Annotated in this window: 23 protein-coding genes and 1 riboswitch; of the genes, 10 read left to right on the forward strand and 13 right to left on the reverse strand. The window is 59.7% G+C overall.

Going from position 1 to position 25,742, the window contains the following annotated elements; all coding sequences use genetic code 11:
• The coding region (gene bioA, locus PMI21_RS15445; RefSeq protein WP_007937891.1) for an adenosylmethionine--8-amino-7-oxononanoate transaminase at positions 1-899 on the reverse strand (899 nt) is incomplete at its 3' end.
• 222 nt (positions 900-1,121) lie between these two features.
• On the opposite strand from bioA, the gene PMI21_RS15440 reads away from it, so the two are divergent.
• Positions 1,122-2,990: a flavin monoamine oxidase family protein gene (locus PMI21_RS15440; protein ID WP_007937892.1), complete on the forward strand. Its 1,869-nt coding sequence runs from the start codon at positions 1,122-1,124 to the stop codon at positions 2,988-2,990.
• An 85-nt stretch (positions 2,991-3,075) separates the two neighbouring features.
• On the opposite strand, the gene PMI21_RS15435 is transcribed toward PMI21_RS15440, so the two are convergent.
• Positions 3,076-3,924: a YncE family protein gene (locus PMI21_RS15435; protein ID WP_007937893.1), complete on the reverse strand. Its 849-nt coding sequence runs from the start codon at positions 3,922-3,924 to the stop codon at positions 3,076-3,078.
• A 363-nt stretch (positions 3,925-4,287) separates the two neighbouring features.
• Between PMI21_RS15435 and PMI21_RS15430 the strand changes: the two genes are divergently transcribed.
• Complete coding sequence (locus PMI21_RS15430) at positions 4,288-4,839, forward strand: cytochrome b (protein WP_007937894.1); 552 nt, start codon at positions 4,288-4,290, stop codon at positions 4,837-4,839.
• Positions 4,840-4,871: 32 nt separating this feature from the next.
• Complete coding sequence (locus PMI21_RS15425; RefSeq protein WP_033063984.1) at positions 4,872-5,465, forward strand: YceI family protein; 594 nt, start codon at positions 4,872-4,874, stop codon at positions 5,463-5,465.
• Positions 5,466-5,714: 249 nt separating this feature from the next.
• Here the strand turns inward: PMI21_RS15425 and PMI21_RS15420 are convergent, their stop codons facing one another.
• From PMI21_RS15420 to ahcY, 4 genes are all read right to left on the reverse strand, one after another.
• Entirely contained in the window at positions 5,715-7,571 is a 1,857-nt protein-coding gene (locus tag PMI21_RS15420; RefSeq protein WP_007937896.1) for a DEAD/DEAH box helicase, read from the reverse strand.
• Positions 7,572-7,793: 222 nt separating this feature from the next.
• Entirely contained in the window at positions 7,794-8,609 is an 816-nt protein-coding gene (locus tag PMI21_RS15415) for a substrate-binding periplasmic protein (protein ID WP_007937897.1), read from the reverse strand.
• 192 nt (positions 8,610-8,801) lie between these two features.
• Positions 8,802-9,647 carry a methylenetetrahydrofolate reductase [NAD(P)H] gene (gene metF / locus PMI21_RS15410; protein ID WP_007937898.1) on the reverse strand — a complete coding sequence of 282 codons (846 nt, stop codon included), beginning with the start codon at positions 9,645-9,647 and terminating at the stop codon, positions 8,802-8,804.
• Between the two features lie 126 nt (positions 9,648-9,773).
• A complete protein-coding gene (gene ahcY, locus PMI21_RS15405) occupies positions 9,774-11,183 on the reverse strand; it encodes an adenosylhomocysteinase (RefSeq protein WP_007937899.1) in 1,410 nt (469 codons plus the stop codon).
• Between the two features lie 23 nt (positions 11,184-11,206).
• Positions 11,207-11,305, reverse strand: a riboswitch (S-adenosyl-L-homocysteine riboswitch).
• A gap of 198 nt (positions 11,306-11,503) precedes the next feature.
• Here ahcY and PMI21_RS15400 point away from each other — a divergent pair.
• Positions 11,504-11,908 (forward strand): acyl-CoA thioesterase, encoded by a 405-nt coding sequence (locus PMI21_RS15400; RefSeq protein ID WP_007937900.1) that lies wholly within the window; start codon positions 11,504-11,506, stop codon positions 11,906-11,908.
• Between the two features lie 12 nt (positions 11,909-11,920).
• On the opposite strand, the gene PMI21_RS15395 is transcribed toward PMI21_RS15400, so the two are convergent.
• Entirely contained in the window at positions 11,921-13,090 is a 1,170-nt protein-coding gene (locus PMI21_RS15395; protein WP_007937901.1) for an MFS transporter, read from the reverse strand.
• Positions 13,091-13,311: 221 nt separating this feature from the next.
• On the opposite strand from PMI21_RS15395, the gene PMI21_RS15390 reads away from it, so the two are divergent.
• Both PMI21_RS15390 and PMI21_RS15385 read left to right on the forward strand, forming a co-directional pair.
• Complete coding sequence (locus PMI21_RS15390) at positions 13,312-14,145, forward strand: EamA family transporter (protein WP_007937903.1); 834 nt, start codon at positions 13,312-13,314, stop codon at positions 14,143-14,145.
• A 50-nt stretch (positions 14,146-14,195) separates the two neighbouring features.
• Entirely contained in the window at positions 14,196-14,582 is a 387-nt protein-coding gene (locus PMI21_RS15385; RefSeq protein ID WP_007937905.1) for an MAPEG family protein, read from the forward strand.
• A gap of 117 nt (positions 14,583-14,699) precedes the next feature.
• On the opposite strand, the gene mltA is transcribed toward PMI21_RS15385, so the two are convergent.
• On the reverse strand, positions 14,700-15,872 hold the full coding sequence (mltA, locus tag PMI21_RS15380) for a murein transglycosylase A (RefSeq protein ID WP_007937907.1): 1,173 nt from the start codon (positions 15,870-15,872) through the stop codon (positions 14,700-14,702).
• A 128-nt stretch (positions 15,873-16,000) separates the two neighbouring features.
• Here mltA and PMI21_RS15375 point away from each other — a divergent pair, with 128 nt between their 5' ends.
• Positions 16,001-16,450, forward strand: coding sequence for a c-type cytochrome (locus PMI21_RS15375; RefSeq protein ID WP_007937909.1), 450 nt, complete (start codon positions 16,001-16,003; stop codon positions 16,448-16,450).
• Positions 16,451-16,470: 20 nt separating this feature from the next.
• On the opposite strand, the gene PMI21_RS15370 is transcribed toward PMI21_RS15375, so the two are convergent.
• The 5 genes from PMI21_RS15370 to PMI21_RS29495 all read right to left on the reverse strand — a co-directional run bounded on the left by PMI21_RS15370 (position 16,471) and on the right by PMI21_RS29495 (position 21,242).
• Complete coding sequence (locus PMI21_RS15370) at positions 16,471-16,866, reverse strand: DUF1090 domain-containing protein (protein WP_007937910.1); 396 nt, start codon at positions 16,864-16,866, stop codon at positions 16,471-16,473.
• A gap of 91 nt (positions 16,867-16,957) precedes the next feature.
• Positions 16,958-18,637: an NAD-dependent DNA ligase LigB gene (gene ligB / locus PMI21_RS15365; RefSeq protein WP_007937911.1), complete on the reverse strand. Its 1,680-nt coding sequence runs from the start codon at positions 18,635-18,637 to the stop codon at positions 16,958-16,960.
• A 157-nt stretch (positions 18,638-18,794) separates the two neighbouring features.
• Positions 18,795-19,985, reverse strand: coding sequence for a methionine adenosyltransferase (gene metK, locus PMI21_RS15360; protein WP_007937912.1), 1,191 nt, complete (start codon positions 19,983-19,985; stop codon positions 18,795-18,797).
• 18 nt (positions 19,986-20,003) lie between these two features.
• Positions 20,004-20,999, reverse strand: a complete 996-nt coding sequence (locus PMI21_RS15355) for an ArsR/SmtB family transcription factor (RefSeq protein WP_007937914.1) — start codon at positions 20,997-20,999, stop codon at positions 20,004-20,006.
• A 12-nt stretch (positions 21,000-21,011) separates the two neighbouring features.
• Positions 21,012-21,242 carry a hypothetical protein gene (locus PMI21_RS29495; protein ID WP_157214310.1) on the reverse strand — a complete coding sequence of 77 codons (231 nt, stop codon included), beginning with the start codon at positions 21,240-21,242 and terminating at the stop codon, positions 21,012-21,014.
• A gap of 30 nt (positions 21,243-21,272) precedes the next feature.
• On the opposite strand from PMI21_RS29495, the gene tkt reads away from it, so the two are divergent.
• The 3 genes from tkt to PMI21_RS15340 all read left to right on the forward strand — a co-directional run bounded on the left by tkt (position 21,273) and on the right by PMI21_RS15340 (position 25,718).
• Positions 21,273-23,270 carry a transketolase gene (tkt, locus tag PMI21_RS15350; protein ID WP_007937916.1) on the forward strand — a complete coding sequence of 666 codons (1,998 nt, stop codon included), beginning with the start codon at positions 21,273-21,275 and terminating at the stop codon, positions 23,268-23,270.
• A 188-nt stretch (positions 23,271-23,458) separates the two neighbouring features.
• On the forward strand, positions 23,459-24,529 hold the full coding sequence (gene epd / locus PMI21_RS15345; RefSeq protein ID WP_007937918.1) for an erythrose-4-phosphate dehydrogenase: 1,071 nt from the start codon (positions 23,459-23,461) through the stop codon (positions 24,527-24,529).
• A gap of 25 nt (positions 24,530-24,554) precedes the next feature.
• Positions 24,555-25,718 carry a phosphoglycerate kinase gene (locus PMI21_RS15340; protein WP_007937921.1) on the forward strand — a complete coding sequence of 388 codons (1,164 nt, stop codon included), beginning with the start codon at positions 24,555-24,557 and terminating at the stop codon, positions 25,716-25,718.
• Positions 25,719-25,742 lie beyond the last annotated feature (24 nt).

Raw genomic sequence — 25,742 nt, forward strand, 5'->3', positions numbered from 1 at the left:
AAGCGGACAAGGCAGGCCGCCAACGGCAGGTAACCGCCGGTCAGGGCCTTGGACAGGCAGAGGAAGTCCGGGCGGATGCCGGCCTGTTCGCAGGCGAACATCGTGCCGGTGCGACCGAAGCCGACGGCGATTTCATCGTGGATCAGGTGTACGCCATAACGATCACAGGCGTCGCGCAGCAGCTTGAGGTACACCGGGTGATACATGCGCATGCCGCCGGCGCCCTGAATCAGCGGCTCCAGAATCACGGCGGCCACGGTGTCGTGGTTGTCGGCCAGCGTCTGCTCCATGGCGGCGAACATGTTGCGCGAGTGTTCTTCCCAGCTCATGCCCTCGGGGCGCAGGTAGCAATCGGGGCTCGGCACCTTGATGGTGTCCATCAGCAGGGCTTTGTAGGTTTCGGTGAACAGCGGCACGTCGCCCACCGCCATCGCCGCCATGGTCTCGCCGTGGTAGCCGTTGGTAAGGGTGACGAAGCGCTTCTTGTTCGGCTGGCCGCGGTTGAGCCAGTAATGAAAGCTCATTTTCAGCGCGACTTCGATGCACGATGAACCGTTATCGGCATAGAAGCACCGGGTCAGGCCTTCGGGCGTCATCTTCACCAGACGCTCGGACAGCTCGATCACCGGCTGATGGCTGAAACCGGCGAGGATCACGTGCTCCAGCTGATCGACCTGATCCTTGATGCGCTGGTTGATCCGCGGGTTGGCGTGGCCGAACACGTTGACCCACCAGGAGCTGACGGCGTCGAGGTAGCGTTTGCCTTCGAAGTCTTCCAGCCACACGCCTTCACCGCGCTTGATCGGGATCAGCGGCAGCTGTTCGTGGTCTTTCATCTGGGTGCAGGGATGCCATAACACCGCGAGATCGCGTTCCATCCACTGTTTATTCAGGCCCATTTTCTGTCTCCTCGAGGCTACCCGTGACGTAGGCGGGTAAACAATCGCGCAAGCCTATGCAATGAGCGTCACGGGGACAACCCATTGTGTCGATTGAGCTACTTTGTATAGGACGATAGACGTCGCTGGCGGCGTTTTGATGGCTGACGTATTCTTCGCGGCTCTTTGAGTCGTCTGACTCGTAAAACCACTATTTCCTCGTGTATTTCCGGAGTTCTCTGAATGTCTGCTGGTTGGCTGCGCGCCTGTGCGCTGGTGATGTTGGGGCTGTTCAGCGTTTCGGCGCTGGCCAAGGATAAAACAGCGATCGTAGTCGGCGGCGGGCTTTCGGGCCTCACCGCGGCATACGAACTGCAGAACAAAGGCTGGCAGGTGACCCTGCTGGAAGCCAAACCGGCCCTGGGCGGTCGCTCCGGCATGGCCACCAGTGAGTGGATCGGCAACGACAAGACCCAACCGGTTTTGAACAAGTACATCTCGACGTTCAAGCTGAGCACCACGCCGGCCCCTGAATTCGTGCGGACGCCGGGCTACCTGATCGACGGTGAATACTTCAGCGCCGCCGATCTGGCGACCAAGCAGCCGGCCACCGCCGAAGCGCTGAAACGCTACGAAAAAACCCTGGATGACCTGGCGCGTTCGATCGAAGACCCGCAAAACCCGGCCGCCAACAGCACGCTGTTCGCCCTGGACCAGATCAACGTGGCCAACTGGCTGGATCGCCTGAACCTGCCAGCCACTGCGCGGCAGTTGGTGAATCAGCAAATTCGTACCCGCTATGACGAGCCTTCGCGCCTGTCGCTGCTGTATTTCGCACAACAAAGCCGCGTCTACCGTGGCATTGCCGACCGTGACCTGCGCGCCTCGCGTCTGCCCGGCGGCAGCCCGGTGTTGGCCCAGGCCTTCGTCAAGCAACTGAAAACCATCAAGACCAGCTCCCCGGTTTCGTCCATTACCCAGGACAAGGACGGCGTGAGCGTCAAGGTCGGCAGCGTTGGCTATCAGGCGGACTACGTCGTGCTGGCCGTGCCGTTGCGCGCACTGAACAAAATCCAGATGACTCCGGCGCTGGACGCCCAGCACATGGGCGCCATCAAGGGCACCAACTACGGCTGGCGTGACCAGATCATGCTGAAGTTCAAGACGCCAGTGTGGGAAAGCAAGGCGCGCATGTCTGGCGAGATCTACAGCAACGCCGGTCTGGGCATGTTGTGGATCGAGCCGGCCTTGAAGGGCGGCGCCAACGTGGTGATCAACATTTCAGGCGACAACGCGCGGGTGATGCAGGCCTTCGGCGACAAGCAGATGGCCGATCAGGTGCTGATTCGTCTGCACACCTTTTATCCACAGGCACGCGGTTCGTTCACCGGTTATGAAATCCGCCGCTACAGCACCGACCCGTCGATGGGCGGCGCTTACCTGGCCTTCGGTCCGGGGCAGATCAGCAAATACTGGCGCCTGTGGGAGCGTCCGCTGCAACGTGTAGCCTTTGCCGGCGAACACACTGACACCTTGTACCCAGGCACCCTGGAAGGCGCCTTGCGCACCGGTCAGCGTGCAGCCAGTCAGCTGGAAGACCTGGCGGCGGGCAAATCGTTTGAACCGGCGAAAGTTGTGCCGGCAGCGACCGCTGCGGCGGCAGGCGCGGCAGTGGCGAAGAAAGGCAATTTCTTCAGCAACATGTTCGGTGGTTCGTCCGATAAAGCGGCCGACAAGGCAGAACCGGCCAAGGTTGAAGCGAAAGCTGAAGAGTCCAAGCCTGGCTTCTTCTCGCGGATGTTCGGTGGCGGTTCCGACAAGGCTCCTGCCAAGGCGCCAGAGCCCGTGGCGCCTGTTGCTCCGGCACCCGCTCCAGTAGCTGCGCAGGCCCCGGCACCTGCACCGGTTGAGGCACCGAAGCCAGTGGTGCCGGTGCAGGCCGAGCCCGCCAAGAAAGCACCGGCCAAAGCGCCAGTGAAAAAGCCTGCAGCCAAAACCGAGGCCAAAAAGGCTCCGGCCAAGGCAACGGCGAAAAAGGCTGAGCCGGTGAAGAAACCAGCGGCGAGTACTGCTGCGAAAGCCCCGGTGGCGACTGAAACCAAGACGCAGTAAATCTTGGAATCAAAAAAAGCGCGGCAGTGATGCCGCGCTTTTTTTATGTCTTTGCCCCCTTGTGGAGCCGGTTGATTTTTTGGCGCTAAATTAGATCGATGATATGGACTTCGTCGCTTTGGTAGTCGCTGATATAGGCGCGGTTGTGTTGATCAAGAACCATGTCATACGGTTCGAAAGCACCTGGGATGGGAACCCTGCGCACAATCTCATGGGTATGAGTATTAACTTCCACGACCTCTTTTTCGGTTTGATCAACGGCATAAGCGTTCTTTTCGCCGAACACTATTTTCCCTTCGCAAGCCACAAAATCGAAATGCCGGGTGGTCAATGACCGGGTGTCCAACACGGTCAGTTTTCGAGTGTCCAGACCCACGATATACACTTCTCTACCGTCAGGACTGACAGTAACGGCTGACGGATATTTTTCGGTTTTGATGATATTGATGACTTTGAAGGTCTTGCTGCTGATGACCGTGAGCGCGTCCTCATAAGGGCCGGCTGGGGCGTTGGTACTGGAAATGTAAAGGCGCGAGTCGTCCGGGCTGATATCCACACTTATGGACGGTGAGGGCAGGCCTTGTACTCTGCTCACCGCATACAGGCGGGTATCAATAATTGCCAACCACTCCTTATTCTGTCGAACGGTGACGTAAACATGTTTCCCGTCTCGACTCACGACGACTCCGTTAGGGTGTCTACCCACCGTGATGTTACCCACCGCGTATGTTTCGGTATCAATAACCGAAACCGAACTTGAACCATAGTTGGTCACGTAAGCTCTTTTCCCCTCATGGCCAAGGGCAATGTTTCGGGGGTAACGCTCGACGGCGATGGTGTGGATTACCTTTTTGTTCCGGGTGTCGATGACGGACACATTGTCCGACATGTAATTGCAAACAAATACACGTGATCCATCGTTGCTGATGGCCATCCCTCGCGGTCCTTCCCCTACGGGTATCGAATTGGATTGGTTGCGTGTTATCACGGGGGATGAACTCGAATTGTGACTCATGGTAGAACTCCTGTTCAGACGCTTGGACTCACGTCCAAGTTCAAGTTCATCAATGACCTGCAATGAAAGCCACTGTTAAATGTGACAGTTCTGACGAGTGGTATCGGCTCTCAAAGGAATATAAGGAGGGTACGTGAAGGTTTTTTCCTCCGGTTAACACTCTCTTAACCTCTCGGCCCCAAGGTCTTGATCGTATTTCTCGATATTTCAGAGCGAAATTTTCCGCTTTAAATCGATAGATAACTCGATAGTCTTGGGCGCAGTTCTTACAGGATTTGGGCAATGCAGCTACGTAACTCTTCTTCCCGCTACGGTTGGGTCAGCATCTTTGTGCACTGGGGTGTGGCGTTGGCCGTCTTCGGCCTGTTTGCGTTGGGGTTGTGGATGGTCGGTCTCGACTACTACAGCACCTGGCGTAAAGACGCGCCGGATCTGCACAAGAGTATTGGTCTGGTGTTATTTGCCGTGATGTTGCTGCGGGTAGTGTGGCGCTTCATCAGCCCACCGCCGCCGCTCTTGCCAAGCTATAGCCGCATGACTCGTCTTGGCGCCAAGTTCGGCCATTCCTTCCTTTATCTCAGTCTGTTCGCTGTGATGATTGCCGGTTACCTGATTTCCACCGCAGACGGTGTCGGGATTCCGGTGTTTGGCCTGTTTGAAATTCCTGCACTGGTTTCCGGACTACCGGACCAGGCAGACACCGCGGGTGTGATTCATCTGTACCTGGCCTGGCTGCTGGTAATTTTTTCCAGTTTCCATGCGTTGGCAGCATTGAAACACCACTTTATCGATCGTGATGCGACCCTGACGCGAATGCTGGGGCGCAAAGCCTGATGTTCTACCTCGACTCCAAAGGAATAGAAAGCATGTTGAAAAAGACGTTCGCCGCACTGGCAATCGGTTCTGCTCTGCTGTCCGCTAACGTGATGGCGGCCGACTATGTGGTCGACAAAGAAGGCCAGCACGCCTTCGTTGACTTCAAGATCAGCCACTTGGGCTACAGCTACATCATCGGTACCTTCAAGGATGTCGACGGCAAGTTCAGCTTCGACGCTGCCAAGCCTGAAGACAGCAAGATCGAGTTCAATGTGCGCACCGCCAGCGTGTTCACCAACCACGCCGAACGCGACAAGCACATCGCCAGCGGTGACTTCCTGAACGTGGGCAAATTCGCCGACGCCAAGTTTGTCTCCACCAGCGTCAAACCTACCGGCAAAAACGCCGCTGGCAAAGACACGGCCGACGTGACCGGCAACCTGACCCTGCTGGGCGTGACCAAGCCAATCGTGGTCAAGGCTACGTTCCTGGGCGAAGGCAAAGATCCATGGGGCGGCTACCGTGCCGGCTTCGAAGGCACCACCAGCATCAAGCGTTCCGATTTCGGCAAGCAGAAAGACCTGGGTCCAGCGTCCGACGCGGTCGATCTGTACGTGACGTTTGAAGGTGTCAAAGCGAAATAATCTTCGCGCCTGACATAAAAACGCCCCTGATCTCATGGTCCGGGGCGTTTTTTTATACCTTATATTCGGTCTAACCGTCCGCCACATAATCCTGTAGGAGCCAGGCTTGCCGGCGAAGGCGTCATCAGCTACGCCGCAGAAACCGAGTCGCCCCCTTCGCCGGCAAGCCTGGCTCCTACGGGTTTTTGGTGAAGCATAAAAAATGCCCCGGTCTTTCGATCCGGGGCATTTTTCATGGCTTTGAAAAACTCAGCGGTTACGGGTCAGCAATGCTGGTTTTTCGCCGCGCGGACGGCCTGGCAGTTGATCCAGTTGCTCCGGGGTCGGGAAGCGATCGCTTTTCGACTCCTTGTGAATGATCTTCGGTGCCGGGCCCCGCGGGTTCTGCACGGCCGGTTCCGATCGAGACTGGTCGTCACGGGCCGGGCGGCGGTTGCGGGACTCTTCGCGACGGGCCTGGCCGTCACGTGGAGCGCCGTTGCGTGGGCCGCTGCGCTTGGCCGGTGGGGTGCCGGTGGTTGCGCCGCTGCTGTTGCGCGGACCGTTCTGGCGACCTTGTGGCTGACCGGCGCGCGGAGCACCAGCGCCTTGTGCCGGTGCGCCCGGACGACGGCCACGGCCCTGAGCCGGTTTGGCTTGAGGCACGTAGTCGACGCGGTTACCGAAGTTATCGATATCGTCGTCCAGGAACTCGTCCGGAGCACGGTCGGCGGCAGCGCGAGGAGCCGGGCGCTGTTGCTCGCGGGCCGGAGTGCCTTCGCGTGGCTTGTGTTCACGGGCCGGGCGTTCGCCACGGCCGGCAGCAGGTTTTTCCTTGCCGCCCTTGTCCTTGCCTTTGTCTTTACGACCGCCGCCGCCACCGCTGCCGTTCGGGCCGTCGCCGCGTGGGCCACGTGGGGCGCGTGGGTTACGCACATCCGGACGCTCGCGAACTTCCGGTTTCTCGGCTTCCACGGCGCTGGAATCGAAGCCCATCAGGTCGCCATCGGCGATTTTCTGCTTGGTCATGCGCTCGATGCTTTTCAGCAGTTTTTCTTCGTCCGGAGCGACCAGCGAGATCGCCTCGCCCGAACGACCGGCACGGCCGGTACGACCGATACGGTGCACGTAATCTTCGTCGACGTTTGGCAGTTCGAAGTTGACCACATGGGGCAACTGGTCGATGTCGAGGCCGCGTGCGGCGATGTCGGTGGCGACCAGAATGCGCACTTCACCGGCCTTGAAGTCGGCCAGGGCTTTGGTGCGGGCGTTCTGGCTCTTGTTGCCGTGGATCGCGACGGCGGTGAGGCCGTGTTTGTCCAAGTACTCGGCCAAGCGGTTGGCGCCGTGCTTGGTGCGGGTGAATACCAGCACCTGTTCCCAGGCGCCGGCGGTGATCAGGTGCGCCAGCAACGAACGCTTGTGGCTGGCGGCCAGACGGAATACGCGTTGTTCGATCCGCTCGACCGTGGTGTTCGGTGGCGTGACTTCGATGCGTTCCGGGTTGTGCAGCAGCTTGCCGGCGAGGTCGGTGATGTCTTTGGAGAACGTCGCCGAGAACAACAGGTTCTGCCGTTTGGCCGGGAGGCGGGCGAGGACCTTTTTCACGTCATGGACAAAGCCCATGTCGAGCATGCGGTCGGCTTCATCCAGCACGAGGATTTCCACGTGGGACAAATCGACACTGCCTTGGCCGGCGAGGTCGAGCAGGCGACCGGGGCAGGCCACCAGCACGTCGACACCACGGGACATGGCTTGAACCTGCGGGTTCATGCCGACGCCACCGAAGATGCAGGCGCTGACGAACTTCAGGTCACGGGCATAGACCTTGAAGCTTTCGTGCACCTGGGCTGCGAGTTCGCGGGTTGGGGTCAGGACCAGTACGCGTGGTTGGCGCGGACCGTGACGCTGGGATTTGTCCGGGTGACCGTTGGGAAACAACCGCTCCAGAATCGGAAGGGCGAAGCCACCGGTTTTACCAGTACCTGTCTGAGCCGCAACCATCAGGTCGCGACCTTGCAACACGGCGGGAATGGCCCGCTGTTGCACCGGAGTAGGCTCGGTATAGCCCGCTGCCTCGATGGCGCGGACTAAAGCCTCGGAGAGACCGAGGGAAGCAAAGGACATGAGTAATCCTGTTTTAGTTAGGGCTTGGCCCAATGGGAGTCTTGCCTGGCGCGAATGGCGTTTAAGAGGACGCAATCCCGTCCGGTCCTGCTGGGCCTCGAAGGCTCGTCTGGAGCGCTCGCGCGGGCTGAAAAGCTGCGCTGTAGCGGGATCGAGATGCCTTGAACAAGTCCGAGCGTCCGGGCGTGAGCCTGGCGGGAAGGCCGGAGTATAACAGAGCAATCACTGTGCGCCGCTTTCCTGCTGCTCAACGGTTTTTCCGCCGGTTGCGGTTGCGGTTGCGGCCCGGGCTTCGGTGGCCGGGCCGGCACCATAGCGGGCGCTCAGTTCGGCATAGGCCGGTTCGCGCTTGAAGCGCTTGAGCTCGGCGCCGAAACGCTGCACCAACAAATCCATCCCGGCATTGCGGCGCACCGCCAGATACTGGCTCTGCTGGCTGATGACGGTCGGGTTCTCGGTGATCTTGTCGCGGATGTCCAGTTGATCGAGCAAGTGCTGGCCGACTCGGCGATCGGTGATCAGCAGGTCGATCCGCCCGCGTACCAGTTTGCCGAAGTTGGCTTCATGGGTGGGTGCCGGTTCCCGGGTAAACAGCGTCGATTCGCTGAAGTCCTTGCTGTACAGGTAGCCCGGCGAGGTGCCGATGGTCAGGCCTTTCAGGTCGTCCAGGGTGCGAAATGGAAACGGCCGTTCATTGGCGTAGAACATCACGAATTCGACTTGCGAGAGCGGTTCGCTGGGGTAGAGCAGGGTCGCTTCGCGCTCATCGCTGTGGAAAATATCCAGCACACCGTCCGCCTGGCCTTGCTCAAGCATCGACAGGCAGCGCTTCCACGGCAGGAACTGCCATTCCACGTCAATCCCGAGACGTTTGAAGACGATGGCCGTGGTTTCGTAGTCGAGCCCCCGCGACGTGCCGTTTTCTTCATAAACGTAAGGCGCCCAGGGTTCGGTGACAATACGCAGCTTCTCGCCCCGAGCGGTGAAGCTCAGGCAAGTGAACAGAAGCACGGTCAGTAACTGAGCGATCAGGGGCATGGCTTGAGATTACGACGAGAAATCATAAAGAGCCAGAAACCGGATCCAGAAGCTCTATCTCAGGACATGACTGCACAATAAAGGGGCGCCGAAAAGCAAAAGATCGTAGCCTTCGGCAACTCCTACAGGGCAATACGTCCCTCTGTAGGAGCTGCCGAAGGCTGCGATCTTTTGATCTTGCGTTAACGGCTATTAGCGCGGCAACTTCAGGTTATTCCACACCGCCAGGCTCGGTTCAGCCTGGTTCAGCGTGTAGAAATGCAGCCCCGGTGCGCCACCTTGCAACAGGCGTTCGCACATTTCGGTGATGACTTGCTCACCAAAGCCTTGAATGCTCTGGGTGTCGTCGCCGTAGGCTTCCAGTTGCTTGCGGATCCAGCGCGGGATTTCCGCACCACAAGCGTCGGAGAAGCGCGCCAGCTTGCTGTAGTTGGTGATCGGCATGATCCCCGGCACGATCGGGATGTTCACGCCCTTCGCCCGTACACGCTCGACGAAGTAGAAATAGCTGTCGGCGTTGAAGAAGTACTGGGTGATCGCACTGTTGGCGCCGGCGTTGGCCTTGCGCACGAAGTTGTTGAGATCGTCTTCGAAATTGCGCGCTTGCGGGTGCATTTCCGGGTAAGCGGCGACTTCGATGTGGAAATGATCGCCAGTCTCTTCACGAATGAATTCAACCAGGTCATTGGCGTGACGCAACTCGCCGCTGGCCATGCCCATGCCCGAGGGCAGGTCACCGCGAAGCGCAACGATTCGCTGGATGCCGGCTGCCTTGTACTGGCTCAGCAGGCCGCGCAGGTCGTCCTTGCTATCGCCCACGCAAGACAGATGCGGTGCGGCAGGGACTTTGACTTCACTTTCCAGCTGCAACACGGTGTTGAGGGTGCGATCACGAGTCGAACCGCCAGCGCCGTAGGTGCAGGAGAAGAAGTCGGGATTGTAGGTCGCCAGCTGACGGGCAGTGGCGATCAGTTTTTCATGCCCAGCATCGGTCTTCGTCGGGAAGAATTCGAAGCTGTAGCGACGTTCTTGGGACATGGTCATATCCTTGGAAACACGTAAGCCGGACGCTGGCCCCCGTAGGAGCTGCCGCAGGCTGCGATCTTTTAAGATCAAAAGATCGCAGGCTTCGCCAGCTCCTACGCAGAGCGGTCAATCAGCGTATTAGTAGCGGTAAGCGTGCGGCTTGAACGGGCCTTCGACGGTAACGCCGATGTATTCAGCCTGTTGCTTGGTCAGTTGAGTGACCACGCCGCCGAAACCGCGGACCATTTCCAGGGCCACTTCTTCGTCGAGTTTCTTCGGCAGTACTTCAACGGTCAGGCGCTCGGCTTTCTGGGCTGGCGACAGGTCGGCGTACTTCTGGCCGAACAGGAAGATCTGCGCCAGAACCTGGTTGGCGAACGAACCGTCCATGATGCGGCTTGGGTGGCCAGTGGCGTTACCCAGGTTAACCAGACGGCCTTCGGCCAGCAGGATCAGGTAGTCGTCGTTCTGAGCGTCGAAAGCGCCTGGACCGGTGCGGTGAACCTTGTGAACCTGCGGCTTCACTTCTTCCCATGCCCAGTTCTTGCGCATGAAAGCGGTGTCGATTTCGTTGTCGAAGTGACCGATGTTGCAGACAACAGCGCGTTTCTTCAGGGCTTTGAGCATGTTCGCGTCGCAAACATTGACGTTACCGGTGGTGGTCACGATCAGGTCGATCTTGCCCAGCAGCGCTTTGTCGATGCTCGCTTCGGTACCGTTGTTGATACCGTCGATGAACGGCGAAACCAGCTCGAAACCGTCCATGCAGGCTTGCATGGCGCAGATCGGGTCGACTTCGGAGACTTTAACGATCATGCCTTCCTGACGCAGGGACTGGGCCGAGCCCTTGCCCACGTCACCGTAACCGATGACCAGCGCTTGCTTGCCGGACAGCAGGTGGTCGGTGCCGCGCTTGATCGCGTCGTTCAGGCTGTGACGGCAGCCGTACTTGTTGTCGTTCTTGCTCTTGGTCACCGAGTCGTTGACGTTGATGGCCGGGATTTTCAGCTCGCCCTTGGCCAGCATGTCCAGCAGGCGGTGAACGCCGGTGGTGGTTTCTTCGGTGACGCCGTGAACGCGGTCCAGTACTTGTGGGTACTTCTTGTGCAGCAGTTCGGTCAGGTCGCCGCCATCGTCGAGGATCATGTTGGCATCCCAAGGCTGGCCATCCTTGAGGATGGTTTGCTCCAGGCACCACTCGTACTCTTCTTCAGTCTCGCCCTTCCAGGCGAAAACCGGGATGCCGGCAGCGGCGATGGAAGCGGCGGCCTGATCCTGAGTCGAGAAAATGTTGCAGGACGACCAGCGTACTTCGGCACCCAGGGCAACCAGGGTTTCGATCAGCACGGCAGTCTGAATAGTCATGTGGATGCAGCCGAGAATCTTCGCGCCCTTGAGCGGTTGCTCAACGGAGTACTTGCGGCGCAGACCCATCAGGGCTGGCATTTCGGATTCGGCGATGATGGTTTCGCGACGGCCCCAGGCAGCCAGGGACATGTCGGCGACTTTGTAATCGTTAAAATCTGCAGGCGTGATAACAGCGCTCATGAAGAGCCTCCATTCGTAATGTATGCGAATGGGCGCCGTTGTGCGTTTAGTGTCTGGCCGTGGCCAGTCAACGCCCCATCCGAGCCTGACAGGTTGAACCTGCTGCAGCGCCCCTCGGACAGGTGGCGGGAAAACGGTATCAATCGAAGATGACCGTTTTGAAACGGGGGCGATTATAGCGGGCTATGCTGATCTTCCAAAGCGTTTCTGTTGGTCAATGTCCGAACGGTAATCGAGACCATAGCCGATGCTTAATAGAGCTCTAGTCCGGGCTCTGCCATGATGGCCGGCATCAATCGGCAAGACGGTCAGGAGTGAGTATGAATTTCCACACCCGCAAATGGGTAAAACCCGAAGACCTCAACCCCAACGGCACGCTGTTCGGTGGCAGCCTGCTGCGCTGGATCGACGAAGAAGCGGCGATCTACGCCATCGTCCAGTTGGGTAATCAGCGCGTGGTCACCAAGTACATTTCCGAAATCAACTTCGTCAGCGCCTCGCGTCAGGGCGACATCATCGAGCTGGGCATCACTGCCACCGAGTTCGGTCGCACCTCGATCACCCTGACCTGTGAAGTGCGCAACAAGATCACTCGCAAGAGCATTTTGACCGTGGAGAAGATGGTGTTCGTGAATCTGGGCGAAGACGGGCTGCCGGTGCCGCACGGCCGAACCGAGATCAGGTACGTCAAAGACCAGTTCAAGGATGATGCCCCGGTCGAATGACCTGTGGAACTCTTAGCCGGGGACGTTGGCCGTTACCGTATTGCGACGTTGCAGATAGATAAAGAACAGCGCAGTCAGCACGGTCAAACCGCTGACCAGTGCGCCGGTCCACGGCAAGTCCGCCAGGTTGGCACCGCTGGCCACCACCAATCCGCCGATCCACGCGCCGGCGGCGTTGCCGAGATTGAATGCGCTTTGATTCAACGTCGACCCGAGGTTCGGCGCCTCGTGAGCCTGATCGATGATCAGCAATTGCAGGATCGGGCACAGCGCGAAGGCGAAGATACCCCACAGCACCAGCGTGATCGCCGCCGGTATCACCGAATGGCTGGTCTGGCTGAAGGCAGCCAGCACCACGGCGACGGCTAATGTCATCCCCACCAGCGAAGGCAGCAAACGGCTGTCTGCCAATCGGCCGCCAAGCATGCTGCCCGCGGTCAAGCCGACCCCGAACAACAGCAGCATGATGGTCACACCATGGGGGCTGACGCCGGTGATGTCTTGCAGGATCGGCGCAATGTAAGTGAACACGCTGAACAGACTGGTGGACGCCAGCACGCTCATGCCCAGCGCCAGCAGCACATTGACCTTGCCCAGCACTTTGAATTCGCTGGCCAGGTTGGCCTTGTCCATGGGGATTTCTTTCGGTAGCCAGACCCACTGCGCAACCGCCGCAATCACGCCAATCACCGACACCGCCCAGAAGGTCGAGCGCCAGCCGGCATATTGCCCAAGTGCTGTGCCCAGGGGCACGCCCAGCACGTTGGCCAAGGTCAGGCCGGTGAACATCATGGCAATCGCCTGGGCTCGTTTGTTCGGTGCCACCAGACTGGCAGCGACCACTGAGCCGATGCCGAAAAACGCACCATGGCACAAAGCAGTAATCACCCGTGCAGCCATCAAGGTGGCGTAGTTCGGCGCCAGGGCGCAGAGGATGTTGCCGAGAATGAACATCATCGTCATGCCCAACAGCGTGGCTTTGCGCGGCATGTTGGCGGTACCGACTGCGAGGATCGGCGCACCGAACACCACGCCCAGGGCGTAACCGGTGATGAGCAGGCCAGCGTGAGGAATGCTCACGGCGAGGTCGCGGGCGACATCGGGCAGCAAACCCATGATGACGAACTCAGTGGTGCCGATGCCGAAAGCGGCAACGGCCAGTGCAAGCAAGGCGAGTGGCATGCGCAAGGTCTCTGTCAGTAGTTTTGACGCTTTGATCAGGCATACGCAGGCCGACGACCGTTCTCGATGAGAGCGGGCAGGGGCAGGAATTATTGGAATTAGTCTGTGCGCAACTGAGTGCGGCGTGGTCGCTTGCAGTATAAACAGCTGCGGACATATGGCGAATCAAATCTCTACCCTGCCAACGTAGGGGGAGGGTAGGGATATAAAAGGAGTGTGCCGTGCTTGCGACGATTCTGGTGTTGGTGGCGGCGCTGTTGCACGCGGCGTGGAATACCCTGATCAAATTCAGTGCGGAGCGGCTGTTGGTGGTGGCCTGCATGGACAGCGTGGCGTTGCTGTTTGTCGCGCTGATGCTGACATTCGTGGCGCTGCCGCCACTGGATATGTGGCCGTGGATTCTTGCGTCGGCGGCATTCGAGTTGCTCTATCGCTACCTGTTGATCCAGGCCTATCGGGTCGGCGATCTCGGTCTGGTCTATCCGTTGATGCGTGGCCTGTCACCGTTGGTGGTGCTGGCGCTGACGCTGATCTTCGCCGGAGAAGTGCTGACGGCTCAGCAGATCTTCGGGATTTTGCTCATCCCGTTCGGCATGGTGTGCCTGCTCTGGCAGGGCGGTGGCGGGGTGCGCCTGCCGTGGTCGATGCTGCCGGTGGTGGCGCTGATCGGGTTGTGCATCGGTTGCTACACCTTTATCGATGGCCAGGCCTTGCGGCGCTGGTCCCATCCGCTGGACTACCTGGTTTGGGTGACATTGCTCAGTGCCTGGCCGTTCCCATTGCTGGCGCTGGTGCGCAAACGCCCTGCGTTCATGTTGTTCTGGCGCGAACAGTGGCGGTTGGGGTTGGCGGTCGGGTTCTGCGTGTTGTTCAGCTACGCTCTGGTGCTGTGGGCCATGCAGCTCGGTTCAATTGCCGAGGCGGCGGCGCTGCGCGAGATCAGCGTGATTCTGGTGGTGTTGTTCGGTATGCGCTACCTCAAAGAACCTTTTGGCAGGCCACGGCTCTTAGCCTGTGGACTGGTATTGATCGGCATGTTGGTGATGAAGTTTTAGTCGCCGCTGATGGAATTCGATTCTCTACAACTTGAAGAAGGGACTGCGTTATGACGGTTGCTCTGTGGTGCATTTTGATTGCGATCTGCTTGCCGTATCTGTGCGCAGGCGTCGCCAGGTTCAGCGGTAGCAAGTTCGGGCTGAAACAGAATCACGACCCAAGGGCGTTTCTGGATTCGCTCGAAGGCGTGGCCAGGCGTGCGCATTCGGCGCAGTTGAACAGCTTGGAAGTGACCCCGGCGTTTGCGGCGGCGGTGATCGTCGCGCATCTGGCCGGCAATGCCGAACTGGTGACGATCAATGTGCTGTCGGTGCTGTTTATCACCAGTCGGCTGCTGTACATCATTTGCTATCTGGCGGACTGGGCGATTTTGCGGTCGCTGGTGTGGGCCATTGGCATGGGGTTGATTGTGAGTTTCTTTGTTGTGTCTGTTTGACAGAGCGAGATCAAAAGATCGCAGGCTACGCCAGCTCCTACAGGGTTTATCCGCGACGAACGCGGTCAACGTAGGAGCTGGCGAAGGCTCGGGCCGCGTTCGGACGATCTTTTGCTTTTAAAGTTTGTCAGCCACCTGCGGTACTTGAGGCAACGCCGCCCCTTTAGGCCAGAGCATCCAGATCTGTCCCTGCTGTTTCATGTCGCCGGCCAACTGCCCGGCGGCCTCGCCCGTGCCCCAGAACAGGTCCGCGCGGACCTTGCCGGCAATCGCGCCGCCGGTATCTTGAGCCGCTACCGGGCGTACCAGTGCGCTGCCGTCCGGTCGTGTGGTCGATAACCATAACAGGCTGCCGAGTGGAATTACCTTGCGATCCACTGCCGCGCTATAACCTGCGGTCAATGGCACATTCAGCGAACCGCGCGGCCCTTCGTTGCTGTCCGGGTTACGATTGAAGAACACGTAACTGGGGTTGCTGCCGAGCAGTTCGGGAATGCGCGTCGGATTGGCCTTGGCCCAGTTATCGATGGCGCTCATGGTCACCTCTTCTTTCTTCAGCGCTCCCTGATCCACCAGCCAGCGGCCGATAGGGCGATAGGGGTGGCCGTTCTGGTCGGCATAACCAATGCGCAATTGACGGCCATCATCGAGCTGGATGCGCCCCGAACCCTGGATTTGCAGAAACTGCAGGTTCATCGGGTCGGTCAGCCAGGCAATCACCGGCGCCTTCACGCCTTTGGTTTCAATGGTTGCCGCATCGTCATAAGGTTTGAGCACGCGACCTTCGAGCCGTCCGCGCAGGCGTTTGCCTTTGAGCTCCGGGTAGATACTGTCCAGCGAGACAATGATCATGTCCTCGGGCACGCCGTACACCGGGATGTTCGCTTGCTCGGTCTGGGTCAGGCTGCCGGGATACACCGGTTCGTAGTAGCCGGTGATCAGGCCGTTGGGGTTGTCATTGGCGGCGCGCAAGCCGTAAACATCGAGGTTCTGCTTGAGGAAGCCGCGGATGTCGCTGGCGGTTGGCTGCACGCTGGTGGAAGCGGCGCAGGTGCCACCCCAGACCGGGTCGGCCTTGAGTCGGGTGCAGGCGCTGCGCCACGAGCCAAAACCGGCGACGAGGTCGTTGTCGGACACCGCTGGAAGGGCTTCCCAGGTGGCGCTGGAGTAGGTCGCCAGTGCGTGGGTTTTCGGTTTGCTGCTGTCGCCACCGGTGCAGCCCGCAAGCACGGCCACCATCGGAAGGGTCCAGGCCAGGTTGTGACGCCACGCCTTGAAACGGCTGTTCATGGAGTAATTCCTTTGCCGGTTGCCTGAGTGCTCCATGCGCTCAAACAACCCGTATTGATAATAGGGCTATTGGTCTTTGCCGGTGACGCGAGGATACTGGCTGCCGTTTCCAGTGACCTGTAGCCACCATGACTCTTAAAAGACTTTCTGTTGTATTGCTGGCCTGCCTGACCTTGTCCGCCTGCGGCGGTGTCGACCCGAACTCGCCTCTGGGCCAGCGCAAGGCGATCTTCAAGCAAATGCTCAAGACCGGCGAAGACCTGGGCGGCATGTTGCGTGGGCGTATTCCGTTCGATGGCCCGAAATTCGCCGACGGCGCCGTGAAGCTCGACGCGTTGTCCCATGAACCGTGGAAACATTTCCCGCAGGTGCGCGAAGAAGATCACACCAGCGCCAAGGACGATGTCTGGCAGAAGCAGGCACGCTTCCAGGAAATGGCCCGCACCCTTGAAGGCGCCACCGGTGAACTGGTGATTGCCAGCCAGGTTCAACCCTACAAGGCCGGCAATCTGGGGCCGGCGGTGCAGAAAGTTGAAGACGCCTGTAGTGCCTGCCATAAAGAGTTTCGGGATCATTGAAGCGGCGTATTTAAACTGGATTATTTATCCAGCTCGTCGAGCGCTTCCTGCAATTCCTTGCGCGATTGAGCCAGTTTGTCTTTGCGCTTGTTGATCTTCTCGGCGTCGCCTTTTTTCATCGCCTTGTCGAGGTCGGCCTGACGCCTGCTGACTTCATGCTTGGCGTCGAGCACCTTGTTTTCCCGTTCCTTCTTCAAGGAAGCGTCGGTGCAATGGGCGGTGACTTCGCTCAGGGCGGTTTCCAGGCCAGCCTGTTGATCGGCGTTGCCGTGAGACTTGGCCAGTTCGATCTGGTTGATGATGCCTTGTTTTTTCGCGGCGCAGCCGGTCAGGCCCGGGGCGTCTTCGGCAGCCATTAATGGAGCGGCCATCACGCTGCACAGGGTCAACAAGGCGAGCGGTGAAAGAAGTTTCATAAAAGCTCCAGGTGAAAAATTCGATGTAGCGATGGGCTGTTTGAGCGCATCGGCACCTATGGGTTCCCAGGCTGGCGGGCGTCGCCGGCTGCTAAAAACCGTCAATCCCGGCAACACGTAATGTCTCGCTCAAGGCCAGGACCTGCGGGTCGCGGAAAAATGCGCTCAATTGCGCCGCGCGTCCCGGGCCGATGCCGGCTTCGGCCTGCCATTGTTCGGTGTTTCGTTGTGCCAGCACCTGCCATGAGTCGGCGAGGCGTGCCTGGCCGGTCGGCGGCAAGCCCAGGGCTTTGAGCCAGCGAGCGAACGGGCGTTGCCGGGCACCGTTGAAACTGTTCAAAAGGCGAGCACTGCTGCGCTCGCCGAAGCCGTCAATGTTAGCAAGCTCTTGCTCATCGAGGGTCAACCAATCGAGCAGGCTGCCGAGGCGTTCGGCCTTGAGCAGTTTTTCCCAGGTGCCCGGCCCGACATGAGGCAAGGCCAACCCCTGTTTGCCGCTGAGCCAGGCCAGGCGCGCGAGGAACTGGCTTTCGCATCCGGGCGTCGGCTGCCAGCAACTTAACGGATGAAAATCTGCTGCCAGCGGTACGTTCAATTCAGGGCGTTCGGTGCTGCGCAATACGACACCGTCGAGCCTGGGGATGGTCAGCCCCGCCAGGCTGATGGCGACCTGATCGCCGGGGCGAATGTCCAGCGCTTCCCAGCGCTGCAGGGAACTGACACTGACGCGCTTGATCTGCCGGTCATCGAGCATCACCGGCGCCAGATCCAGCACTGGAGTGATCCGGCCGGTCCGTCCAATCTTGAAGTGGACCTTGCGCACCTCGGCCAGCGCCTGGGCGAAGGGGTACTTCCAGGCGACGCTCCAGTAGGGCGTTTTCGCCTGCCAGCGCTCGGCCGCTGGGCGCTGGCTCTGTCGCAAAACGACGCCATCACTGGCGAAGGGCAGCGGCGAGCGATACCAGTGATCGCGCCAGCGTTCGGCATCGGCAAATGCCTCGACCGGCTGGCTGTAGGGCGCGGTGCTCGGGAACCCCAGCTCATCCAGAGCCGCTATGCGGGCGGGTAGGCTTTTCGGGCCTTGCGGCCAGTCCCAGACAAACAGGCCGATACCGGCGGCCTGCTTAGGGTTCAGCGCCTTGCGCGCCATTAATCCGGCCACTGTGGCGCGGGCATTGAGGCTGCCGGCCTCGGCTTGCACGTGTTCGGTCAGGCGCCAATAGAGTTCGCCTTGCAGCAGCAGGTCCAGCGGTTGCGCAAGTTTTTGAGGGATCGCGGCGATCTGGCGCGCCGAGGCAGTCCAGTCGTGGCCGGTTACCCCGTCACCACGACTGATCGCCTTGTGCAGCCAGCCATTGCGATAGATCAACGTTACCGCCACGCCATCGACCTTGGGCTGAATCCAGACGTCCCCGCGATCTTTTAGCCAGGCTTCGACGGCGTGCTCATCGCGCAGTTTTTCCAGGCCGGTGTGGGCGATGGGGTGAGCAACCGTGCCACTGGCAGTACGCAACGGTTCGGCTGAAGGGCCTGAGTCAAAACACTCGCGCCATTCGCTTAGTTGTATGCGGGATTGATCATAGAGTTCATCGGCGACCAAAGAGCGTCCTTCGCGATGATAGCTGTCGTCCCAGAGGTCGATTCGCTTTTGCAGTGCGTTGATTTCGTCCAGAGCGCGGGCCGGTGGCCAATCAGGACAGTCGGCGGCATTGGCGGTCAGGCAGGTGAGGGTCAGCAGGAAACCGAAAAACAGGCGCAGGTTGGGCAACATCGAGAGCGTCCTTGCTCGTTGGGATGCTTTCAAGGGTAGTCAGGTTTCGGGTGTGGAGTGCAGGGGTGTAATTCTGCGTGTTTCGAGGTGGGATCTTCTTCATGAAAAAGCCCCGCACGGCGAACCGTGCGGGGCTTTTTGTGCAACCGGGGAAGTCTTACAGGCCGGCAGCAGAACGCAGAGCGTCGGCGCGGTCGGTTTTTTCCCAGGTGAACGTGGTGAACGTATCGTCGCCCACGGTTTTGGTTTCCGGGGTGCGACCGAAGTGGCCGTACGCCGCGGTGTCCTGGTACATCGGGTGCAGCAGGTCGAGCATGGTGGTGATCGCGTATGGACGCAGGTCGAACACTTCGCGGACCAGTTTGACGATCTTGTCGTCGCTGATCTTGCCGGTGCCGAAGGTGTTCAACGAGATCGACGTAGGCTGGGCCACACCGATTGCGTAGGAAACCTGAATCTCGCAACGCTCGGCCAGGCCGGCAGCTACGATGTTCTTGGCCACATAACGACCGGCGTAGGCAGCCGAACGGTCAACCTTCGATGGATCTTTGCCGGAGAACGCGCCGCCGCCGTGACGGGCCATGCCGCCGTAGCTATCAACGATGATCTTGCGACCGGTCAGGCCGCAGTCGCCCACCGGGCCACCGATGATGAACTGGCCAGTCGGGTTGATGTGGAACTGGGTGTCCTTGGACAGCAGCTCGGCAGGCAGCACGTGCTTGACGATCAGCTCCATCACGCCTTCGCGCAGGTCTTTGTAGGATACTTCCGGGTTGTGCTGGGTCGACAGTACAACGGCGTCGATACCGACAACCTTGCCGTTTTCGTAGCGGCAGGTCACTTGCGATTTGGCGTCTGGACGCAGCCAAGGCAGCAGGCCGGACTTACGGGCTTCGGCCTGGCGCTGAACCAGTTGGTGCGAGAAGGTGATCGGTGCTGGCATCAGCACGTCGGTTTCGTTGCTGGCGTAGCCGAACATCAGGCCCTGGTCGCCGGCGCCCTGGTCTTCAGGCTTGGCACGATCAACACCCTGGTTGATGTCGGGGGACTGCTTGCCGATGATGTTCATCACGCCGCAGGTTGCGCCGTCGAAGCCGACATTGGAGCTGTTGTAGCCGATGTCGAGAATCACGTTACGGACGATGTCTTCCAGATCGACCCAGGCCGACGTGGTGACTTCACCTGCGATGATTGCCACACCGGTTTTCACCAGAGTCTCGCACGCCACGCGGGCGAACTTGTCTTCAGCAATGATGGCGTCCAGCACCGCATCGGAAATCTGGTCGGCGATTTTGTCCGGATGCCCTTCAGACACGGACTCGGAGGTGAAGAGGGAGTATTCGCTCATCTCGATTTTTTCCTGAATTTACCGATGGTGAGTGTCGCCAGCCGGTCGCTGAAAATGGCGGACCTGAATCTGGAAACCATTACGTAAGCCTACATAGAGGCTTTCCCCGGGAACGAGTCCCGCAGCGGTGGCCCAACGGGCCAGATCGTCCTGTTCAAACCCCAGCCAGAGATCACCGCAGGCCTCCTTGGCCCAACTCTGGTTGTGGCTACATAACTCTGTCACTAACAGGCTACCGCCTGGTTGCAGCAAACCGGCCATGTGCTTGAGCGCTTCGGCCGGCGCGGCAAAATGGTGCAGCACCATGTTCAGTACAACGCAGTCGGCCTGAAGGCTTACACCGTTCAATGCATCGGCCAATTGCAGGCTGACGTTAGCCAGCGTTTCACGTTCGCAGACCTGACGGGCCAGTTCGAGCATCGCGGGGCTGTTGTCCAGCGCCGTGACCTGAGTGAAACGACGCGCCAGCTCCGGCAGAAAAGCGCCATCGCCGGGACCTACTTCGATGGCCGTGGCGCCGGGGCCGAAACTCAGCTTGTCGAGCAGGGCCACCACGCTTTCGCGGTATTGCGGCAGGCCGGCGATCAAGTCTTGCTGGGCGCGAAACTTCTCCGCGACCCGTGAGAAAAAGTCCTGGCTGGCCGCCTCCCGTTGCCCGTGAACCTGACCGATCCGCGCCTGAACGTCAGCCGGCAGAGCCAGGTTGTCCACTTCTTCGAGCAGCGCGGCATGCAGCTTGCCGCCCAGCAGATCGGTGTGGGGCAGGGCACGACGGTAGAAAATCGCATTGCCTTCACGGCGGGTCGCCACCAGGTCGGCCTGGGCCAATACCTTGAGGTGATGACTCATGCCGGACTGACCGATGCCGAAGATCTGCGCCAGCTCCAGTACGCCGAACGAATCGTTGGCCAGCGCGCGCAATACATTCAGCCGCAGAGGATCGCCGCCGGCCTTGCACAGGGCCGCCAGCTCATCGCAATCGTCATGTTGAATGGAAGGCACGCGCAGATTCATAAGGCCAGCAGTCTAGTGACGGTCAGAAAACACCGCAAGGGCAATATCAAAAAGTTTTGATATTGGTCGATAGATGGCACTTCTTAACGTTAGTTTCAGTCCACAAACGAACAGCGGAAAGGTTTCACCAGCCGAATACGTCGTTATCCATTGGAAAAACGCCTTCGGATGACTATCTGTCATTGCCCCGAGGCGGGTCGGTGAGGGAAAATGCTCGCCTTTTTTCCGTTTCGTTTTATTCACTCTCGATTCAATATCCGCAGGAGATCAGCGATGCCCAGCCGTCGTGAGCGCGCCAACGCCATTCGTGCCCTCAGCATGGATGCCGTGCAAAAAGCCAACAGCGGCCATCCCGGTGCCCCTATGGGTATGGCGGATATCGCCGAAGTACTTTGGCGTGACTACCTCAAGCACAACCCGAGCAATCCATCGTTCGCCGACCGTGACCGCTTCGTGCTGTCCAACGGTCACGGCTCGATGTTGATCTACTCGCTGCTGCACCTGACCGGCTACGACCTGTCGATCGATGACCTGAAAAACTTCCGCCAGCTGCACAGCCGCACTCCGGGTCACCCGGAATACGGCTACACCCCGGGCGTGGAAACCACCACCGGTCCACTGGGCCAAGGCCTGGCCAACGCGGTCGGTTTCGCCCTGGCGGAAAAAGTCCTGGCGGCGCAGTTCAACCGTCCTGGCCATAACGTCGTCGATCACCACACCTATGTGTTCCTGGGTGATGGCTGCATGATGGAAGGCATTTCCCACGAAGTCAGTTCCCTGGCCGGTACGCTGGGCCTGGGCAAACTGATCGCCTTCTACGATGACAACGGCATCTCCATCGACGGCGAAGTCGAAGGCTGGTTCACCGACGACACGCCGAAGCGTTTCGAATCCTACAACTGGCAAGTGATCCGCAATGTCGACGGTCACGACCCGGAAGAAATCAGGATCGCCATCGAAACCGCGCGCAAAAGCGCACAACCGACGCTGATCTGCTGCAAGACCACCATCGGCTTCGGTTCGCCGAACAAGCAAGGCAAGGAAGATTGCCACGGCGCCCCGTTGGGTGACGCGGAAATCGCCCTGACCCGTGAAGCGCTGAAGTGGAACCATGGCCCGTTCGAAATCCCGGCCAACATCTACGCCGAGTGGGACGCCAAGGAAGCCGGTCGCGCCGCCGAAGCCGAGTGGGACCAGCGTTTCGCCGCTTACTCTGCTGAATTCCCTGAGCTGGCCAACGAACTGGTTCGTCGCCTGAGCGGCGACCTGCCGACCGATTTCGCCGAGAAGGCCCAAGCCTACATCGCTGAAGTCGCGGCCAAGGGCGAATCCATCGCCAGCCGTAAAGCCAGCCAGAACGCCCTGAACGCGTTCGGCCCGCTGCTGCCGGAACTGCTTGGCGGTTCGGCTGACCTGGCCGGTTCCAACCTGACCCTGTGGAAAGGTTGCAAAGGCGTCACCGCCGAAGACGCCAGCGGCAACTACATGTACTACGGCGTTCGCGAGTTCGGCATGAGCGCGATCATGAACGGTGTGGCCCTGCACGGCGGCCTGGTGCCTTACGGCGCGACCTTCCTGATGTTCATGGAATACGCCCGCAACGCGGTACGCATGTCGGCGCTGATGAAAAAACGCATCGTCTACGTGTTCACCCACGACTCCATCGGTCTGGGCGAAGACGGTCCGACTCACCAGCCGATCGAGCAACTGGCCAGCCTGCGCTGCACGCCGAACCTCGACACCTGGCGTCCGGCCGATGCCGTTGAATCGGCGGTGGCCTGGAAGTTCGCCCTGGAGCGTGACGACGGTCCTTCGGCGCTGATCTTCTCTCGCCAGAACCTGCAGCACCAAACCCGCAATGCGATCCAGATCGAAGAGATCGCCCGTGGCGGTTATGTGTTGAAGGACTGCGCAGGCGAGCCTGAGCTGATCCTGATCGCTACCGGTTCGGAAGTCGGCCTGGCGGTTCAAGCCTTCGACAAACTGACCGAGCAAGGCCGCAAGGTCCGTGTGGTGTCGATGCCATGCACCAGCGTCTTCGAAGCCCAGGACGCCGGCTACAAGCAATCGGTTCTGCCGTTGCAGGTCAGCGCGCGTATCGCCATCGAAGCCGCCCACGCGGACTACTGGTACAAATACGTGGGCCTGGAAGGCCGCGTGATCGGCATGACCACCTACGGCGAGTCGGCGCCTGCGCCTGCCTTGTTCGAAGAGTTCGGCTTTACCCTGGAAAACATCCTGGGTCAGGCTGAAGAGCTGCTGGAAGACTAAGACACGACGCGGTGGTTTTATGGCCACCGCGGTCCCTGTGTAGGAGCTGCCGAGAGAAACGAGGCTGCGATCTTTTGATCTTTTTTAAGGTCAGGATCAAAAGATCGCAGCCTCGTTTCACTCGACAGCTCCTACAGGGATTTGTGTTGTTAGCAAGAATTCGTCTGCCGCGACTATCGAGAACCCCCATGCCTCAACCGCGTCCTTACAAAGTTGCACTCAACGGCTACGGCCGGATTGGTCGTTGCGTCTTGCGTGCGTTGTTTGAGCGAGGCGAGAAGGCCGGGTTTGAAATTGTCGCGATCAACGATCTGGCCGACATGGCCAGCATCGAATACCTGACACGCTTCGACTCCACTCACGGCCGGTTTCCCGGTGAAGTGAGGGTTGAGGGCGATTGTCTGCATATTAATGGCGACTGCGTGAAGGTCCTGCGCAGTGCCACCCCCGAAGGCATCGATTGGGCGTCGCTGGGCGTCGATCTGGTGCTGGAGTGCTCCGGCGCTTATCACACCCGTCAGGATGGCCAGCGTTTTCTCGACGCCGGCGCGCCACGGGTGCTGTTTTCCCAGCCGATGGCCAGCGAGGCGGATGTCGACGCCACCATCGTCTACGGCGTGAACCAGGATTGCCTGACCGGCGACGAGCTGCTGGTGTCCAACGCGTCCTGCACCACCAACTGCGGCGTGCCGCTGTTGCGTCTGCTGGATCAGGCCATTGGTCTGGAATACGTATCGATCACCACCATCCACTCGGCGATGAACGATCAGCCGGTGATCGACGCCTATCACCATGAAGACCTGCGCCGCACCCGTTCGGCGTTCCAGTCGGTGATTCCGGTGTCCACTGGTCTGGCGCGAGGCATTGAACGCCTGCTGCCGGAACTTGCCGGGCGAATTCAGGCCAAAGCCGTGCGGGTGCCGACGGTTAACGTGTCTTGCCTCGATATTACGATGCAGACCGTGAGCGATACCGACGCCACCGAGGTCAACCGGATTCTACGCGAGGCCGCTACCCATGGCCCGCTCAAAGGCCTTCTGGCTTACACCGAGTTGCCTCACGCCAGTTGTGATTTCAACCATGACCCACATTCGGCCATCGTCGATGCCAGTCAGACCCGCGTTTCCGGCCCACGGCTGGTGAACATCCTGGCCTGGTTCGACAACGAATGGGGTTTTGCCAATCGAATGCTGGACGTTGCTACACACTATCTGCAAACAGCTACTTCGCTCTCTGTTTCTCAAAAACCTGCTCTCTAAAACAGCTATCCAGGAAATGCGACCCATGACCGTGTTGAAGATGACCGACCTCGATCTGCAAGGTAAGCGCGTACTGATCCGCGAAGACCTCAACGTCCCAGTCAAGGACGGTGTTGTCACCAGCGATGCGCGAATCCTGGCTTCGCTGCCGACCATCAAGCTGGCCCTGGAAAAAGGCGCGGCCGTGATGGTCTGCTCGCACCTTGGCCGTCCGACAGAAGGCGAGTTCTCGGCCGAGAACAGCCTCAAGCCAGTGGCTGACTACCTGAGCAAGGCTCTGGGCCGCGAAGTACCGCTGGTGTCCGATTACCTGGGCGGCGTCGACGTGAAAGCCGGCGACATCGTGTTGTTCGAAAACGTGCGCTTCAACAAGGGCGAGAAAAAGAACGCCGATGAACTGGCCAAGCAATACGCCGCTCTGTGCGACGTGTTCGTGATGGACGCCTTCGGCACTGCTCACCGCGCCGAGGGTTCGACCCATGGCGTGGCCAAGTTCGCCAAAGTCGCCGCCGCTGGCCCGTTGCTGGCCGCCGAACTGGACGCACTGGGCAAGGCCCTGGGCTCCCCGGCTCAGCCAATGGCTGCCATTGTCGCGGGCTCCAAAGTGTCGACCAAACTCGACGTGCTCAACAGCCTGAGCCAGATCTGCAACCAGCTGATCGTTGGTGGCGGCATCGCCAACACCTTCCTGGCCGCTGCCGGTCACCCGGTTGGCAAGTCCCTGTACGAGCCGGACCTGCTGGACACCGCCCGTGAAATCGCGGCGAAAGTCAGCGTGCCTTTGCCAGTGGACGTGGTAGTCGCCAAGGAATTCGCTGAAAGCGCGACCGCGACTGTCAAACTGATCGCCGACGTGGCTGCAGACGACATGATCCTGGACATCGGCCCACAGACCGCGGCGAATTTCGCCGAGCTGCTGAAGTCGTCCAAGACCATCCTGTGGAACGGCCCGGTGGGCGTGTTCGAATTCGACCAGTTCGGTAACGGCACCAAAGTGCTGGCCCAGGCCATCGCTGAAAGCTCGGCGTTCTCCATTGCCGGCGGTGGCGACACCTTGGCGGCCATCGATAAATATGGCGTTGCCGAGCAAATCTCCTACATTTCTACCGGCGGCGGTGCTTTCCTCGAATTCGTCGAAGGCAAAGTGCTGCCGGCCGTTGAAGTCCTGGAAAGCCGGGCCAAGGCCTGAGGGCGCCCATTTGACCAGGCAAAG

The organism is Pseudomonas sp. GM18 (genome assembly GCF_000282195.1).
Classification (GTDB): Bacteria; Pseudomonadota; Gammaproteobacteria; order Pseudomonadales; family Pseudomonadaceae; genus Aquipseudomonas.

Bases quoted from the DNA above. Each gene is read 5' to 3' on its own strand.
- PMI21_RS15440 (WP_007937892.1), top strand. From the start codon at position 1,122: ATGTCTGCTGGTTGGCTGCGCGCCTGTGCGCTGGTGATGTTGGGGCTG.
- PMI21_RS15435 (WP_007937893.1), bottom strand. From the start codon at position 3,924: ATGGCCATCAGCAACGATGGATCACGTGTATTTGTTTGCAATTACATG.
- PMI21_RS15430 (WP_007937894.1), top strand. From the start codon at position 4,288: ATGCAGCTACGTAACTCTTCTTCCCGCTACGGTTGGGTCAGCATCTTT.
- PMI21_RS15425 (WP_033063984.1), top strand. From the start codon at position 4,872: ATGTTGAAAAAGACGTTCGCCGCACTGGCAATCGGTTCTGCTCTGCTG.
- PMI21_RS15420 (WP_007937896.1), bottom strand. From the start codon at position 7,571: ATGTCCTTTGCTTCCCTCGGTCTCTCCGAGGCTTTAGTCCGCGCCATC.
- PMI21_RS15415 (WP_007937897.1), bottom strand. From the start codon at position 8,609: ATGCCCCTGATCGCTCAGTTACTGACCGTGCTTCTGTTCACTTGCCTG.
- metF (WP_007937898.1), bottom strand. From the start codon at position 9,647: ATGTCCCAAGAACGTCGCTACAGCTTCGAATTCTTCCCGACGAAGACC.
- ahcY (WP_007937899.1), bottom strand. From the start codon at position 11,183: ATGAGCGCTGTTATCACGCCTGCAGATTTTAACGATTACAAAGTCGCC.
- PMI21_RS15400 (WP_007937900.1), top strand. From the start codon at position 11,504: ATGAATTTCCACACCCGCAAATGGGTAAAACCCGAAGACCTCAACCCC.
- PMI21_RS15395 (WP_007937901.1), bottom strand. From the start codon at position 13,090: ATGCCACTCGCCTTGCTTGCACTGGCCGTTGCCGCTTTCGGCATCGGC.
- PMI21_RS15385 (WP_007937905.1), top strand. From the start codon at position 14,196: ATGACGGTTGCTCTGTGGTGCATTTTGATTGCGATCTGCTTGCCGTAT.
- mltA (WP_007937907.1), bottom strand. From the start codon at position 15,872: ATGAACAGCCGTTTCAAGGCGTGGCGTCACAACCTGGCCTGGACCCTT.
- PMI21_RS15375 (WP_007937909.1), top strand. From the start codon at position 16,001: ATGACTCTTAAAAGACTTTCTGTTGTATTGCTGGCCTGCCTGACCTTG.
- PMI21_RS15370 (WP_007937910.1), bottom strand. From the start codon at position 16,866: ATGAAACTTCTTTCACCGCTCGCCTTGTTGACCCTGTGCAGCGTGATG.
- ligB (WP_007937911.1), bottom strand. From the start codon at position 18,637: ATGTTGCCCAACCTGCGCCTGTTTTTCGGTTTCCTGCTGACCCTCACC.
- metK (WP_007937912.1), bottom strand. From the start codon at position 19,985: ATGAGCGAATACTCCCTCTTCACCTCCGAGTCCGTGTCTGAAGGGCAT.
- PMI21_RS15355 (WP_007937914.1), bottom strand. From the start codon at position 20,999: ATGAATCTGCGCGTGCCTTCCATTCAACATGACGATTGCGATGAGCTG.
- tkt (WP_007937916.1), top strand. From the start codon at position 21,273: ATGCCCAGCCGTCGTGAGCGCGCCAACGCCATTCGTGCCCTCAGCATG.
- epd (WP_007937918.1), top strand. From the start codon at position 23,459: ATGCCTCAACCGCGTCCTTACAAAGTTGCACTCAACGGCTACGGCCGG.
- PMI21_RS15340 (WP_007937921.1), top strand. From the start codon at position 24,555: ATGACCGTGTTGAAGATGACCGACCTCGATCTGCAAGGTAAGCGCGTA.